The organism is Gemmatimonadota bacterium, assembly GCA_009692115.1.
Classification (GTDB): domain Bacteria; phylum Gemmatimonadota; class Gemmatimonadetes; order Gemmatimonadales; family GWC2-71-9; genus SHZU01.
This window is the reverse complement of record SHZU01000006.1, coordinates 110,103-126,269: the sequence shown is the minus strand read 5'-3', so window position 1 is coordinate 126,269 and position 16,167 is coordinate 110,103. Positions and strand designations below refer to the sequence as shown.

Annotated in this window: 11 protein-coding genes; 8 read left to right on the top strand and 3 right to left on the bottom strand. The window is 67.6% G+C overall.

The window, feature by feature from the left end:
* Positions 1–30: 30 nt before the first annotated feature.
* From EXR94_08775 to EXR94_08765, 3 genes are read right to left on the bottom strand one after another with little or no spacing between them, the layout of a single operon-like run.
* A complete protein-coding gene (locus tag EXR94_08775; protein ID MSR02816.1) occupies positions 31–933 on the bottom strand; it encodes a hypothetical protein in 903 nt (300 codons plus the stop codon).
* A gap of 1 nt (position 934) precedes the next feature.
* The gene (locus tag EXR94_08770; protein MSR02815.1) at positions 935–5,389 is read right to left on the bottom strand and encodes a translocation/assembly module TamB; all 4,455 of its coding nucleotides are present in this window, start codon (positions 5,387–5,389) and stop codon (positions 935–937) included.
* On the bottom strand, positions 5,390–7,555 hold the full coding sequence (locus EXR94_08765; protein ID MSR02814.1) for a hypothetical protein: 2,166 nt from the start codon (positions 7,553–7,555) through the stop codon (positions 5,390–5,392).
* 122 nt (positions 7,556–7,677) lie between these two features.
* Between EXR94_08765 and EXR94_08760 the strand changes: the two genes are divergently transcribed.
* The 8 genes from EXR94_08760 to EXR94_08725 all read left to right on the top strand — a co-directional run bounded on the left by EXR94_08760 (position 7,678) and on the right by EXR94_08725 (position 16,165).
* Positions 7,678–8,763: a hypothetical protein gene (locus EXR94_08760; protein MSR02813.1), complete on the top strand. Its 1,086-nt coding sequence runs from the start codon at positions 7,678–7,680 to the stop codon at positions 8,761–8,763.
* The gene (locus tag EXR94_08755) at positions 8,760–9,305 is read left to right on the top strand and encodes a cob(I)yrinic acid a,c-diamide adenosyltransferase (protein MSR02812.1); all 546 of its coding nucleotides are present in this window, start codon (positions 8,760–8,762) and stop codon (positions 9,303–9,305) included. Before EXR94_08760 ends, EXR94_08755 begins: the two co-directional genes overlap by 4 nt.
* Positions 9,299–10,411: a 3-dehydroquinate synthase gene (gene aroB / locus EXR94_08750; protein MSR02811.1), complete on the top strand. Its 1,113-nt coding sequence runs from the start codon at positions 9,299–9,301 to the stop codon at positions 10,409–10,411. The genes EXR94_08755 and aroB overlap by 7 nt, the downstream gene beginning before the upstream one ends.
* A gap of 250 nt (positions 10,412–10,661) precedes the next feature.
* Positions 10,662–11,555: an RNA polymerase sigma factor RpoD/SigA gene (locus tag EXR94_08745; GenBank protein ID MSR02810.1), complete on the top strand. Its 894-nt coding sequence runs from the start codon at positions 10,662–10,664 to the stop codon at positions 11,553–11,555.
* Positions 11,556–11,627: 72 nt separating this feature from the next.
* Positions 11,628–12,272, top strand: a complete 645-nt coding sequence (locus EXR94_08740) for a hypothetical protein (GenBank protein MSR02809.1) — start codon at positions 11,628–11,630, stop codon at positions 12,270–12,272.
* On the top strand, positions 12,272–13,696 hold the full coding sequence (locus tag EXR94_08735; protein MSR02808.1) for an FAD-binding protein: 1,425 nt from the start codon (positions 12,272–12,274) through the stop codon (positions 13,694–13,696). The genes EXR94_08740 and EXR94_08735 overlap by 1 nt, the downstream gene beginning before the upstream one ends.
* The gene (locus EXR94_08730) at positions 13,672–14,910 is read left to right on the top strand and encodes an FAD-binding oxidoreductase (GenBank protein MSR02807.1); all 1,239 of its coding nucleotides are present in this window, start codon (positions 13,672–13,674) and stop codon (positions 14,908–14,910) included. The genes EXR94_08735 and EXR94_08730 overlap by 25 nt, the downstream gene beginning before the upstream one ends.
* The gene (locus EXR94_08725) at positions 14,891–16,165 is read left to right on the top strand and encodes a (Fe-S)-binding protein (GenBank protein ID MSR02806.1); all 1,275 of its coding nucleotides are present in this window, start codon (positions 14,891–14,893) and stop codon (positions 16,163–16,165) included. Before EXR94_08730 ends, EXR94_08725 begins: the two co-directional genes overlap by 20 nt.
* Positions 16,166–16,167: the final 2 nt, after the last annotated feature.

The following is a 16,167-nucleotide window of genomic DNA, read 5'->3' as shown; positions in this document are numbered from 1 at the left end:
GTCTCACCTGGGTAGGAATGCGTAACCTGGTCATGATTCGGGCGTCATCACGTAAATCGCATTGGCCTGCATGATGGCGGTAACCGGCGTCACGCCGGCGACGTCGCCATCGAACTGTACCGGCTCGGCCGCATCGGCATCGATCGTCACTTCGCGGCCCCGGCCGTAGCTGAGAAACCCAGTCTCCCCGGTGTCGAGCGCCACGTTGGCGAGCACGCGGAGCAACCCGCGGACCCCCTGCCACGGCGAATCCATCTCGAAGGCGAGCACGTCGAACCAACCGTCATCCGGCGCCGCCGTCCGGCTGACCCGGATGAACGGGGGGATGATCTCGCCGCAATTGAGCACCAGCACCACCGCCGCCCGGCTTTCGGTTGTTTCACCGTCGATCGTGATCCGAAACGGAACCGACCGAATCGCGGGAAGTTGCTCCATGACGGTATTGAAGTAGCCCCCGATGCCGAGCGTCCGTTTGATGTCCGGCGGGGTACCGCCCATGATCCGGGCATCGGCACCCGCCCCGCACGCCACACCGAAGTAGTGGATCCCGTCGGGCCGGTCGATCCGACCGAGATCGATCAGCCGGCGTCGGCCCCGGAGAATCAGTTCGGTGGCCTGGATCGGGCCGGCCGGAATCCGAAGATTGCCGGCGAGCACATTGCCGGTCCCCCCAGGCACCAAGCCTAACGGGACCCCGGTCCCCACCAAACCGGCGGCCGCCTGCATGGTGGTCCCGTCGCCACCGAGCACCGCCACCGCGTCCGCCCCCGACTCGACCGCCGCCTCGGCGAACCGCCGCGCATCGACGGGGCCGCGGGTCACGAGCCAGTCGACACCCCAGCCCCCGGCCCGGAAGGTCCGCCGCACCGTATCGGCAAGCTCCATCGTGGTCCGGGAGGCAACCGGGTTGGAGATCAGCACGGCGCGCGCCATGTCAGTAATCCCGATCCCATTTGAGGTCCGCACCGAACTGGTACCGGTTGGACCGGGTCAGCGGCGTCGCCGATTGAGCCAAGCATGATTGCACCGGCTCTGCCGCGATCTGGAACTTGAGTGAGGGGTGGAGGCGATACTCGATGGTCGCCCCAAAATACTGACGGGCGAACTCGAACCGCTGGAGGCAGCCGCCCAAGTTGAGCGTGGCAAACAACCGACGCCCCAACTGCCGACCTAACGAAAGCTGGGTCACGCTCCCGCCGTTTGAGAACAGCGTGTTACCCTGGGCCACGCCCGGACGGATTTCGATCAGGTCAAAGGCGGCATTCGGCGACGAAATCAACGCCCGCTCGATCTCCGAGAGAAAGGCGGACGAGGCCAATGAGGCGAGCAACTGGGGGTTGAACACTTCCCCGCTCCGGGCCAGAAAGCCACTCGAGTTGCTTCCGGTCACCAGCAGCGACAGGAGGTCTCGCTCCGACATCGGCGCCCGGCCGGGTTCGCTCGCCAGATTGAGCCTGGGCACCAGCAACGTGCCGGTAATCCTGGCAATAACCGGATATTCGTCTTGCCCGCCTCCCGCCCCGGTCCGCACGACGTACTGCGCTGACACATCGAGTTGGGCGTTCAAATCCGAGGTGTTGAAGTACTGGACCGTCCCCCGGTCCACGGTGAAGGTGCGGAACACCGGCCCGAGCTTGAGCGTGTACGCCCCCCTTGGGGTCGTTAACTGGCCGCTGATCCGATACTCGCTCCGACGGCTTTGGCGCCGCTCTTTGTTAACCGTGACCTGGCCTTCAAGTTGGATGTTGGCCTCGTTCGACCGAAGCCAGACGTCCTGACCGATCCGGAACCGAAGGTCCCGGATCGCCAGGGAATCGAGAAACCGGCTTTGAAACTGAGCCCGGATATTCTGGGCCCGGAGGGCGGTGGTGTCGACCAGATCGGCATTGGCCGGATCTTCCAGGTTGACGATGTCCTTGGTGATGAGATCGGAAAAATAGAGCACCGTCGACGTCGCCCGGGCGCTCCCGGTCATGACCGGCCGTTCGATCGGGCCGGCGAGGGCCACATCGCCGGTGGCTCGGAGGGTCAGGTAATCGGGCACATCGATCAGGTCGAAGTCAGCGGCGGACAGCGTGAGACCGAGCACCGGATGGGTCAACCGTTCGAGCCGCATACCCCCGCCGATGGTGGCCGATCCGAAGCCGCTCCGGACTACGATCGAGTCGGCAATCAGCGAGTCACCCGACATCCGGATCCGGCCATTGATCGGGCCGTAGGTGACCCGGAGTCCTGGCACATAAGCGGCACCATCACGGACCCGGAGATACCCCCCGAGCCGGGGGGCATCCCAGGTCCCGCCCACGGTCGCGTCGACCGCCAGCGTTCCGAGCACCTTCCGGAGATTCGGGGTAAAGGCCTCGATCACCCCAAGGTCGACGCTGTCGGCCCGACCGCGGATCGCGATCGGCCCTGCCAACTGACGTCGGGACACCGCGGCGAGGGCCAAGTCGAGGGGCAGCACCGCGTCGACGTCGAGAACCGGCCGGCCGGTCCGCCAGAACGTAAGGTTGGCTTGCAGCACCCGGTCTTCGTAGTTGAACACGGTCCGCACCAACGGGGCCACCACGTCGCCGACGACCGGTCCGGTCACCGTCGCCGACCCCCGGAATGTCGGAGCCTTCTGGGTGCCCGAAATCCTCGCATCGATCGCGACCAGCCCCCGGAGGCCGGTCGTGTCGCGCTGGGCCAGCGCATACAGATCGCCTAACGCCACACCCAGCGCCCGAATCTCGGCCCGGCCCTGGCCTCGGCCCGGCAGGCTCCCCGACAACTCGATCAATCCCGACCCATCATCGGTCGCGAGCACGACGCTATCGGTAATGGCCACCGAATCGAGCACCACCGCCGTCGGGCGTTCGAGCACCCATCGTCGTCCCCCGACCGCAACGGCCAAGGAGTCGACCTTGAAGACCCGGGGCCCCTTCACCGGATCGGACCATCCCCCCGAAGCCGTCAGGCGGCTCCCGCCCCGGCCACCGCCACCGACCGTCCAGCGAAAGTCCGTCGGCGACCCGTCCGCCAAAACGCCGAGGTCGTCGAACACCAACCGGCCCCGGACCACCGTGTCGATCGTGAACGCGGTCCTGAAGCGCAGCGAATCGAGCCGGCCGCCCTCTGCCGTGAGGGTGCCGCTCCCGAGCCGGAGCCGGGAGTCGAACCACCCGACCGAGTCGACCCGTGCCGATCCCTTCACCACGAAACGGTCCAGCGATCCGGTCACCGTGGCGCCGAATCGCCCCCGGCCGCTCAGCAGATCCTCCTCGCTGATCTGGCCCCGGGCGAGGCTGGCGAGGGAGGCCAGCAGCGAATCAAACGGCGCCAGGCTCAACGCCACGGCCTCCACCGACAGGATCCCCCGATGGGGCTCGAACCAGCCCAGGGTGCCCCGGCTGAAAAACCCGCCGCCCAACCAATGCACGGCCGCGGTGTCGACGGTCAGCAGGCTGTCGTGGATCGAGAGCCGCATCGAACCCGAATCGATGGCAAGATCCGCGATCCGCCCCGCCTGAAGCCGGAGTGCAAGGCCAGCCTCCGGCGCCACCAGACTGTCGATCCGCCCCGAGAGATCAAGCCGGCCGGTCAGCCGGGTCGACGGTCCCCGGCCGCCCACCATCGCCACGTCGGCATTCGTGAAATCGATCCGGAGGCCCCGGGCTTCCCATCGGGGGGGGAGGAGGCCCGCCTCCCCGGTCACCCGGTAGTGCCCGATCGCGCCGGCCACATCAGCCTCGATCCTCACCGAATCCATGAATCCCGCCAAGCGCACCGAGCCCCGAACCGAGCCTCGCATCGGGGTGGTTGGAAAGCTTCGGCGAATCCCGTCGAAGGCCAGCGTGTCGACCGTGAGGACGGCGTCGACACCGAGCAGGGCGCCGCGGGTGTCGAGCCGAGTGCGACCAGTCAGGGCGCTCATCGGACGATCGCCGTCCTGGTGCTCGACCCGGCCGTCGAATACCACATTCCGCCACGGCCCCGCCAGCGACCCGTCGAGCACCAATCGCCCGTCCAGCCGAACCGCGGGCGTCACCATCCGCACCGTCCGGAGATCAAAGTCCGACCGCCGGAGCGCCATCTTGTGGAAAAAAATCCCCTCCGCCCCGCCGAAGCTCAGATCGCCCGCGAACGCCACCCGGTTCGACGCGCCCCCCTCGACCCGGCCGTCCGCGAACTGCCAGTCCGCCTCGACCGACATCCGGTCGAAGAATCCGGCGGCCCTAAGTGGACCCGCGATCCGCCCGGCGAACGGCAGGGTGTCGAGGTACGGCCGAACGGTTTCCAAATCGAAATTCTGCAACAAGAGCGAGAGCCCCCGGAACCCGAGCCCCCGATAGCTGTCCAGGATGGCCACCATATCACCGCGGACCCGACTACCGCCGCCCCGGAGGTCGAGCCCGGTGATATCGTACTCGGTCCGGCTCCCGGCCAGCGAATTGGCCGTGACTTGCCCGACCCCGGCAAGCGCCGGAAATTCCGGCGAAACCCAGCGGAGATCGGCCAAGTCAACGGCGGTTGCCGAGAGCGCAAATTGGTAAAGCACCGTGTCGGCCGGCCAATCGAGCCGGCCGGACCCGCTGACCACCGTGGCGGGCAACGCCGCCCGGTTCAACCGGAACAGCAGGCTGTCTCCCCCCTGGGTGACCTCCCCCTTCAGGTCACGAATCGTGAGGCCCGGATCGCTGACCGCCGCCGCCAACGAGTCGATAGTGGTGGAAAACGGGCGGCGGTCCGGAGAGGAAATCCGCATCGATGGAAACCGGCCGTGAAGCCGACTGACCACTCGGACCAGCATCAAGCTGTCGGTCGGCAACGCGCCCGCCTCGATGGTCCGTCCCGGACGGGCCCGCTCCGCCGCCAACGCCGAGTCGCGCTGGGTGTCAGTCGTCAATCGGCCATCTGGATTCCACGGGGTCCGGATCGTCAGCTGTCCGTCCACGATCTCCAACCGGTCGAGCTGAAGCAGGGTGCCGGGGCCGGTGCCCGGCGGACCCTCGTCGAGCTTCAGAATTTCTTGGTAGTTCATCCGGCCGCCGCGATGCTTGGTAACCTCGAGCCGTGGCGCCACGGCCCGGACCGCGTCGAACAAGAACCGCTTGCTCAGCAGGTTGGCGAGCCGAAACCGGAGGTCGAGTTGGCCGACGTCGGCGAGCAGCGCGCCGGTGGTGTCGCGAATTACCACCGAATCGAGCGTGAGGGTCGAGACAAAGTCGCCGCGGATCCGCCCAATCGTGATCGACCCTCGCACCAGACGGTTGGACTCCTCCGACAGAAGCCGGGCCAACAGGTCCCGGCCCGGTGGGGTCCGCATCATGGCCGTCACCGTGCCAAGCGCGGACGCCACCAGCGCCAAGAGCACCACGTAGACCGAACGCGCCACGACGCGTCTCATCTAGAACGCCTGCCCAACCGACACCTGGAAGTTGAGCTTTCGGCCCGCGGCCTTGCGATAGTCACTTCGCACCAGGGTGAGAACCTCATCCTGGACCGAATACAACGCGCCCTCGGGGAGGGCCGATCCGTTGTAGGCCACGTCGAGTCGCATCGGCCCGAGCGGGGTGGTGAAGCGAACCCCCGCGCCCGGGGTGACCCGCACGCCGGCCCCCAAGGTGCTGCCCCGCTCCCAGACCCCTCCCCCGTCGACGAAGGCAACCCAGCGGAGCCGGCCGTTCAAGAACGGCGAGGGCAACCGAAGCTCGAGGTTCCCGAGCACCAGCGTGTTGCCGCCGATGGGCGCGACCTGGACGGAGTCCGCGGTCGTGACGGCGCCGCCCGGCCCGACGTTGCCGACGGGGGTGACGTACACCACCGGTCCGAGCTCGTTGCGGTCATACCCGCGGACATCGTTGGCGCCACCGGCATAGAATCGCTGCTCCGGCGGTACGAAGTTGGCCGCGCCCGCCGCCAAGCGGAGCTGCGGCGAGAAGATCAGCCCGCCCTTGACCCTGGCGGCCAGCACCACGGAGCTGCCTAACGGCCGGTACCAGGACGCTTCGGCCACCAATCTGGTAAACTCCGAGAAGCGGGTTGACCCGATCAGCGGCGAGCTGAAGGTCGCTTCGAAGCTGACCACGGACCCGCGGGTCGGGTCGAGCACGTTGTTGACCCGTTGGCGGCTGGCCGTGCCGGTCAGCATGGCCGCGAACCGCCGGTCCCGGAGCTGCTTCACGTCGTCCGACCGGCACGCCAGAAAAAACGCGCAAAAGCTGACCGCCCCGGCCTGCGTCGTTCCGTACCCGAGGCGGTAGGTCAGCGAGACCGGAAATCCGAAACCCGCGTCCCGCGAAAACGTCACGCTGGTACCGATCTCCTCCCGGCGATACACCAGGGTTTCCGACCGCCGCTCGGCGAACAAGGTGCCCGTCAGGGCATTCGAGGGCGAGAGGAAGACCGGCCGGCGCAACGAGACCGACAGTCCGTAGTTCATTTTCCGCGATCCGAGGGTGTCGTCCTCGAGCCCGCGACAAATCGTCGAACGAAACGGCGTGGCCGACACCCCGATCTTCGACACCTCGCCGGCGATGTCGATCTGACGGCCCCGGCCCCCGACGTTCCGCGCCGTCCACCCAGCATTGGCCCGGACACAGTCGTTGCTTCCGACGCCCAGCCCGGAACGGGCCCGGTGGAGGAGGCCTTCCTGGACCTGGACCGTCAGTGGCACGGTCGGGTCGCCGAGGGTGAAGAGCGTGGTGTCATTCCCGACGGTCGCATATCGGAACAGTCCCGACTGATACAGGTTGAGCTGGCTTCGATAGAGATCGAGATAGCGAAACGGGCGCCCGGTCCGGGTCGCCAGCAGCGACCGCACGAACGACGAGTCGACGGCGACCGTCCCTTGGATTCGAATCGACCCAATCGTCGCCGGCAGACCCAGATCCGCAAACAGCTCCAGATCGGCCGTCCGCGCGGCCCGGTCAACGGCCCGCTTTCCGACCAGCACCGACGCCGTGGGATACCCACGATTCCAGAGTCGGTTCTGAATCGTGTCGGCCGTCGCCACGACCAAGTACCGGTTGTAGGGGGCCCCGACTCGGAGCGGCAAATCCTCGACCAACCGGCCGCGGTCTTCAAGCGAATCCAGGCCGGCCACCACGAAGCTCCGGACCCGAACCGGTTCCCCCTCGGTAATCCGAAACGTGATATGGGCCTCGCCGGGGATCCGCACGACGACGGTGTCGACCCGGGCATCCAGAAACCCGCTCAATTGGTAGAAGAGCCGAATCCTGGCCGCATCGGTCCGGAACTCCCGCTCGTTCAAATACCGCTTTTCGCCCAGACCAAGCCAGCGAACCACCCCCGACCGCACGAACCAACTCGACTTCGTGGTGGAAATCGCGGCCTCGAGCGCGAGCGTCGCGATCGATTGATTCCCCTCAAACGTGAGCCGGCGGATCAGCCGCCCGGATTCCTGGGCAGCCGCCGAGCCGATCCCGCCGGCGATCAAGATTGCGGGCAGGATCAAACCGACTCGAAGTCCCCCGAGCCTCACTGCCCAATTCCGCAACACATGCCGAGCCGAGCCGACCGTAGCCACTCCTATTCGTCGAGTTGATTCCACGGTCTAAATGTAGTAGCCTGTTGACGTTACGCCACCACCACTCGGCAAGGTCGGTCCCGGCAGCTATTTTTGCCGCTCGTCAAGGACCCGTGATCGGCCCATCCTATGAGGTGACCAGCTCCATGACACTACGCCGAGCCGTTTGGTCGTTCCTGGCCGCGGCGGGGTGGTGGGCCGACTCAGCGGGGGGGCAAAACGCCAAAGCCCGCCTAACGATGGCCCTCGACCAGGCCCCCCTCGACCGCCACCACTGGGGCATCGCGATGCTCGATCCGGCGGGCCGCCTGGTCTTCGGGCGGAACGCCGACCGCCTGTTCATGCCGGCCAGCAACACCAAGCTCGTCGTGACCGCCAGGCTCCGGCCCGTGGCGGCCGCGCTCAGGTCCCGGGGCATCAATCGGATTGCCGGGGCCATCGTCGGGGATGGAAGCGCCTTCGAGCCAATCCTGGTGCACCCAACCTGGGAAAACGACGACATCGTCTGGGACTACGGCGCACCGGTCTCGGGACTCGGCTTCAATGAGAATGTGGTGACGGTCACCCTCGAACCGACCACCGACGGCCAGCCGACATCACTCCGCGGTTCGCCCGACCTCGCCGAGATCGTCTCTCGGCCGGTGGCCGATTGGGTCTTCCCGATCCTCAATGTCAGTCAGAATTGGATCGCCGAGATGTTGAACAAGCAACTGGGCCGCCAGTTCGGACTGGGCGGATCCTGGCAAGAGGGCATCGCCGTCGAGCGCCGGTTCTTGATCGACGAGGTGGGTCTCGGTTCGACCCAGATCATGATCCACGACGGATCCGGACTTTCCGCCAAGAACGCGATCTCGCCGCTGGTCTTTGCCCGGCTGCTTGCCTTCATGCGCCGCCACCCGGAGTTCGAGGCCTTCGCCGCCGGATTGCCCCAAAGCGGGATGACCGGCACGCTCCGCAATCGGTTTCGCCAGGGCCCACTCGAGGGCCGGGTCCGCGCCAAAACCGGGAGCATCGGACCAGTCAATTCGCTGTCCGGGTACCTCGAACGGGAGCGACCCAGCCAGGATCCCTGTCGGACGTTCAGCGTCCAGGCCAACCACCACACCCTGGGCGGCCGAACGATGACCCGGGGGATCGACAGTGTCGTCGTTGCCATTGGCGATCTCGGTCGCTGCACCTCCCGACGACGAGTCGTCTATACTATGGGCAACCCGACCACGAAGCGGCCATGAAGATCTACACCCGTACCGGCGACGAAGGCACGACCGGCTTGTTTGGCGGCGGCCGGGTGCCGAAGCACCACCCCCGCGTCGCGGCCTATGGCGATATCGATGAACTCAACTCATTCATCGGCGTGGTCCGAGCCCATCAACCCGAGGCGTTCTTTGACGAGCTGTTCGCCACGGTGCAACGCGACCTCTTTTCGATCGGGGGCCATCTCGCCACCCCCGACCCGGAAAAGGTCCGGGCCGCGTTGGAGAAGGCGCAGTTGTCACCGGACCGGGTCACCGAGTTCGAAACGATCATGGACCAGGCCGACCAGGAACTGCCGCCGCTCCGCGCGTTCGTGCTCCCCGCCGGCACCCCCAAGGCCGCCGCGCTCCATGTGGCCCGGACGGTTTGCCGCCGGGCGGAGCGGCACCTCGTCGCGCTGAGTGACACCGTCGCGGTGCCGGAGCTGTTCGTGATGTATCTGAACCGGCTCAGCGACCTGTTGTTTACCTTGGCCCGGCTGGCCAACCACCGGGAAGGGCGTGGCGACGTCACGTGGTGACGATCCGCCACGCCACCGGGAGCTACCCGGTGGTCATCGAACCCGGCGGCTTGGGACGCCTCGCGGCCTTCGCGGCCGAACGCCTCCCGGGGCGACACCTTGCGATCATCACGGACCGCAACGTGGCGCGGGTGATCGCCCACGACCTCAAGGCCCCGGTCCTGGTCGTCCCGCCCGGCGAAGGGTCGAAAAGTCGGCGCCGGTGGAGCGACCTGACCGACCAACTCCTGGACTTGGGCTTCGGCCGCGATGCCGGCCTCGTCGCCGTGGGTGGCGGGGTGGTGGGTGACCTGACCGGGTTCGTGGCCGCCACCTTCCACCGCGGGATTCCCTACCTCCAAGTCCCGACCTCACTGCTCGCCATGGTCGACGCGTCGGTTGGAGGGAAGACCGGCCTCAATACCCACCACGGCAAGAACCTGGTCGGCGCCTTCCATCCGCCCGCCGGCGTCTTGATCGATCCGGTCGCGGTCCGCACCCTCCGCTCGACCCACCTCCGGGGCGGCGTCGTGGAGGCGATCAAGCACGGGCTGGTCGCGGACGCCGAGTATTGGGGCTGGATCGATCGCCACCTCGCGGATCTGCTGGCCCGCGATCCCGCCGTCATCGGACAGCTGGTCCGCCGGAGCGTCGAGATCAAGGCCGCCATCGTCGCCACCGACGAGCATGAGCACGGCCGGCGGGCCATTCTGAACGCCGGCCACACCGTCGGGCATGCCCTCGAGTGGCTCGCCGGCTATCGCCTGCCCCACGGCGACGCGGTCGGATTGGGCTTGATCATCGAGGCGAGGATCGCCGCCTGGTGCGGCCTGGCGCCGGAATCCCTGGCCCCCGACCTGGCCGACCGGCTGGCCCGGGCCGGGGTGCCCCTCGGCCTCCCCGACCCCGGGCAGGACGACCAGTTGCTCGACGCCATGCGTCGGGACAAGAAGGCCCGGCATGGCTCGTTCCGTCTGGCGCTTCCCCGGGCGCCGGGGGTCCTGGCCCAGGAATCCGAGTGGACCACTGAAGTCTCCGACGACATCGTTAGGCGAGCGTTAGGCAGTCATCGCGACGCCATGGCGCCGGCCAATATCCACACGCCATCCACACCGCCAACACCGTAACTCGTTGACCGGGCTCCGGTTACCGGCCATGTCCACATTGGCGCTGTCTCGGTTTTCCACTTGACGTAGACAAACGCTGCAAGTCGTTGTCGCCTAACGAAGTCGCGATGTTGACGGCCTAACGCTATTGACTCCCAGTCTAACAGTTTCCTAGATTGTTGCCGTTGGTTGTCATGACCAACACCCTCCGCTCGCTGACGCGAGCACCCAACGAACACAAACGAAGAACGTCACTCGAGGTCGAGGTAGAATGCGTATCCAGCGTGAACGCCGCCCGCGTCTAGCGGGTCGGGCGGCTCCCGGCAGTTCATTCGATCAGTACCTCTTGGACATCCGTAAGTTGCCGATGATCACCGATCCGAAAGAAGAAATTCGAATCGCCAAACGGGCCCAAAAAGGCGACCCCGAGGCGATGGATCGGCTGGTCACCGCCAATCTCCGGTTCGTCATTTCCTATGTAAAGCGGTTCCAGGGACACGGACTCGACCTCGGCGAACTCGTCGCCATCGGCAACGAAGGGCTGCTCAAGGCCGTCAAGAAGTTCGACCCGGCCCACGGCGTCAAATTCATCAGCTATGCGGTGTGGTGGGTCCGTCAGTGCGTGCTCAAGGCCCTCGCTGAGCAGACCCGGACGGTGCGGATTCCGCTCAACCAGAACGCCGCCCTGCTCCGGATGGCCAAGGTCGAGAGCCTCCTCAGCCAGGAGCTCGGCCGGTCGCCGACTGATGCGGAAACGGCCCGGGTGCTCGACCAATCGGTCGATACGATCCGCTCCTCTCGGTTGGTGTCGACCGTCGAAATCTCCCTCGACGCCCCCATCGAGAAGGGCGACTCCGGCTCCGCTACCTTCGGCGAACGGGTCTCCGGGCAAGCCAGCGGCGAGATCGAGGAGTTCGTCGATGCCGGCCTGCAGAAGCAGTTCCTCGGCAAGCTGTTCGAGCAGTACCTGACAGCTCGCGAGCGCCGGATCCTCTCGCTCTACTACGGACTTGACGAGGGCTCGGAAGCCCTCACGCTCGAAGGAATCGGGGCGCTCCTCGGCGTCACCCGCGAACGGGTGCGGCAGATCCGCGAGCGGGCCTTCGAGAAACTCCGGAACTCAGAGGAAGTGAAGTACCTGCAACACGCCGTCCCGCTCGCCTAGCCGCCCTCGACGGCGGGTCACGAGAGGATTTGGGCTCCGTCCCGCCTCTCGTGGCCTCACTAGATTACCGTCATGGCCGGCCTGCCGCTCTTTCCGTTGACCCTCGTGCTCTTCCCTGGGGCGCTGACCACCCTGCACGTCTTCGAACCACGATACCGCCACCTCGCGGCGGACGCCGCCGAAGACGACCACCGCTTCGTGATCCTGCCGCCGGGGCCCGGCGGCGGAATGCCCGAGACCGGCACGGTCGGCACCGTGGCCCGGATTCGGGCCATTCAGCCTTTGCCCGACGGGCGATCGAACCTCGTCGTGTCGGGAGAAGAGCGAGTGGTCCTCCTCGGTATTTTGGCCACCGACACTCCCTACCCGCTCGGCGAGACGACCGAACTCCCCGACCGTTTCGACGCCACCGTCCCGAGCCCCGCGGACTACCTCACGTTGCGACAACTCGGCGAACGATACGCGAAGGCCCGGACAGAGATGGCCGCCGGTTCGGAAGAATCCGAACTCTCGAACGACCCCGGACCGTTGAGCTTCCAAGTGGCCGCCCTCCTCGAGTGGGATTTCGAGGCCAAGCGGGCGTTTCTGGCCATCAGGTCGGACCGGGAGCGAGTCACCCGCCTGCTCGACGCGATGCCCGGGTTGGTCGAGGACCTCGAGGCCCGGGCCGCCATCCATGCCCGGGCCCGCACCAACGGCCACGGAACCCACCACTGATGGGCACGACGGCCCCGGAGCTCGCAGCGGGACTCGCCGCCATCGTCGGCACCCGGTGGGTCAAAGTCCGGGACGCCGAGCGGCGAACCTATGAAGGCGATGGCCTCCCGACCCATGCCTCGGTCCCGATGCTCGTCGTGCTCCCCGGCTCGAAGGACGAGGTCATTGCCGTCGTGCGCCTGTTGGCGACGCGACAGGTCCCCTGGGTGGCTCGCGGCGCCGGCACCGGGTTGTCCGGCGGCGCCTTGGCCAACCCCAACGCCGTGCTGATCCCGCTGACCCGGCTCAACCGGATCCTATCCATCGATCCGGTCGATCGCCGGGCGGTGATCGAGCCGGGCGTCGTGAACGCCAAGCTGTCGGACGCGGCCGCACCATACGGACTCCTCTACGCTCCCGACCCCTCGAGCCAAACCGCCTGCACCATCGGCGGCAACGTGGCCGAGAACGCCGGCGGGCCCCACTGCCTCAAATACGGCGCGACAACCAGCCATGTGGTGGCCCTCGAGGTCGTCCTGGCCGACGGCACCGTCGCCACGTTGGGTAGCCGCCAAGGTGAACCCTGGGGACCGGACCTCGTGGGCCTCTTCGTCGGGTCGGAAGGCATGTTCGGCATTGCTCTCGAAATTACCGTCCGGCTCGAGGCGATTCCGGCCGCGATCCGGACGCTGCTCGCCGACTTCACATCGGTGCGGGCCGCCACCGAGGCGGTCGGCACCATCATCGAATCCGGCGTGGTGCCGGCCGCGCTCGAGCTGCTCGATCAAGCCTGCATCAAGGCGGTGGAAGCATCGATCTACGCCGCGGGCTATCCGACCGACGCGGCGGCGGTTCTGTTGGTGGAGCTCGACGGCACCGAGTCCGGGGTGCGGGCCGATTCCGTCGTCGTCGAAGCCCTGCTCCATCGATTCGGCGCCCGGACCGTGCGGTCGGCCGAAACCCCGGACGCCCGAGCCAAGTTGTGGCAGGGCCGGAAGAAGGCGTTCGGAGCCATGGGCCGGATCGCGCGGGACTTGGTGGTGCAGGACGCCGTCGTCCCCCGGACGGCCCTGCCCGACCTCCTCGACACCATCACGGCGTTGGGCCGCCAGTACGGCCTGACCATCGCCAACGTCTTCCACGCCGGCGACGGCAACCTCCATCCCAATATCTGCTATGATCATCGCGACCCTGAACTTCGCGAGCGCGTCGAAGCCGCGAGCGCGGCCATCATGAAGGCCTGTATCGCCGCCGGGGGCTCGATCACCGGCGAACACGGGGTCGGGTCCGACAAGATCGACTACATGCCGCTGATCTTCGACCCGACCACCCTCGCCACGATGTGCGCCGTACGGCGAGCCTTCGACCCCACGGAGTCGGCCAATCCCGGCAAAGTCGTTCCGATCCATTACTGCCGCGAATGGCGACCGGGACCCCTCGGATGACGCCCGGTATTCTCGGCCGGATCAAGGCGACGCTTGGCCTCACCGGATCCGAGGGACCGGACGGGCGCCCCCGGATCAGTCCCGACTCGATCGACGGGCTGGCCGCGGCCTTGGGGCTGGCTAACGAGCAGGGGTGGAAGGTCCGAATCGAGGGCGCCCGCACCTGGATGCCGGCCGACGCGCCGGCCGACTTGACCCTGAGCACGGAGCGACTCAACCGGATTCTCTCGGTTGCCCCGTCCGACCTAGTGGCCTCCGTGCAGGGCGGCGCCACTCGGCGCGCGGTGGCCGAGCGCCTGGCGGCCCACCGAACTTGGGTGGCCATCGATCCCCCCGGGTCACCGGAGCGAACCCTCGGCTCGATCCTCGCCACCGGCACGGCCGGCGCGGTGCGGCATCGGTTCGGGCCGCTCCGCGATCAGGTCCTTGGCACCACCGTCGTCACCGGCGACGGCCGGATTGTTCGGGCCGGCGGCATCGTGGTCAAGAACGTGGCCGGCTTCGACCTGAGCAAGGTCCAGATCGGCGGGTTTGGGGCGTTCGGCATCATCGCTGAAACCAACCTTCGGCTCCGGGCGCTCCCGGCCGCTCACCGAACTCTGCTTGCCATCGGCGACCTCGATCCCCTCGCCAACGCGGCCCGGGCGTTGGTCGACGCCGGCGTTGATGCCGTCACCGTCGAACTGGTGTCGCCGGCCGCCACCGGCTCGTTAGGCTGGTGGCTCTTGGTCGACATCGCGGGTACCGAGGAGGGCGTCCTCGCGGAGGCTGAGCGGGCCCGGAGGATCGGGGCCGACCTGGCATTTGAGGTCCTGTCCGGCCCCGCGGCGGCGGCGTTCCAATCAGCCATCGCTGAAGCGGCGCTCGACGGGCCGGTGACGATCCGGCTTGGCGTCCTCCCCCAGTCGATTCCCGAAGTGGCCGATCTCGTGGTCGAACGCCTCGGCCCCGGTCGGCTGAGCGCGTCGGCCGGGCGGGGCGGCCTCCGGTGGACGGGGCACCCGGCGGCGGGCACGCTGATCACCCTCCGGCACCAACTCGCCGCCCGGGAAATTCCCGTCACCGTGGAACGGGCCCCGTGGAGCTTCCGCGCCAAGACCGGGCATTTCGGCGCCTTCCGTGAGGGGGTCCGGCCATTAAGTGACCGAGTCCGCGCCGTGTTCGATCCCACCGGCATTCTGATGGCCCCGCTCGATGTCCCCGACCATGCCTGACCCCGGGGTCTCAACCGCTCGCGCCGGGTTCGAAGCGCTCGACCCGTGCGTCCACTGCGGGTTCTGCCTTCCCGCGTGTCCAACCTATTTGGCCACCGGCGACGAGAGCGACAGCCCCCGGGGCCGGATCTTGCTGATGCGGGCGTTGGAACGGGGCGAGCTGGCGGCCGACGATCCCGGCCTGGTCCAGCATCTCGATGCCTGCCTCGGCTGCCGCGGTTGTGAACCGGTGTGCCCATCGGGTGTCGGGTATGGCCGGGGCCTCGAGGCCGCCCGGGCCCGGATCTCCGCCGAACGCGGCCTCTCGGGTCAGGCCCGGGCGGTCCTCGGCATGTTCAGTCAACCGTGGCGATGGCGGTTCGCCACGGCCCTCGCTCGAGTGGCACGGGCCACCGGATTGGCTCGGCTCGTTGCCGGATCCGGGCGGCTGGGATTCTTAGCGGGCATGGTAGCCGCCACCCGGCCCAGTCGCCGGGAGGGCGGAGGCCATCCGGAACGGCTGCCGGAGAGCCGTGGCACCGTGGCCCTCTTTCGCGGCTGCGTCATGGATGGACTGTTCGGTCACGTCCATGAGGCAACCCGCCGGACGCTCGAGGTGAATGGATACCGAGTCGTCGAAGTGGAGGGCCAGGGATGCTGCGGCGCCCTGCACGACCATGCCGGCGATCAGGATGGTGCCCGAGCCCTGGCGATGGGCAACGTCAAAGCGTTCCTGGGCCGCGCCGATTTCGTCGTCGTCAACAGCGCCGGCTGCGGTGCGCTCCTCAAGGATCTCGGCCACCTCCTCGGCACCGTGGACGCGGCCGATGTCGGGAGCCGGACGCGGGACGTCAGCGAGCTCCTGGCCGCCGCCGGACCGAGGCCAGGAGGGCCGCTCGCCCTCACGGTTGGGTACGATGCGCCCTGCCATCTCCAACACGCCCAACGAGTCCATCGCGAAGTCCTCGACGTCTTGGCCGCTATCCCCTCCCTGGTGGCCCGGGAGCTGCCGGGATCAGATCGGTGTTGCGGAAGCGCGGGGATTTACGGGGTCCTCCACCCCGAACTCTCGAGAGCCGTCTTGGACGACAAGGTCGCCGCGATCGGCGCTGCATCGCCGGTGCCCGACTTGATCGTCACCGGCAACCCAGGTTGCCTGATGCAGATCGGAGCCGGGCTCGCCGCCGCCGGGCTCCGGACGAAGGTGGCCCATCCGGTTGAGTTGCTCGATTGGTCCTACCGGGTGGCCGGCTACTACGACCCGTCCCCCCACTAGCC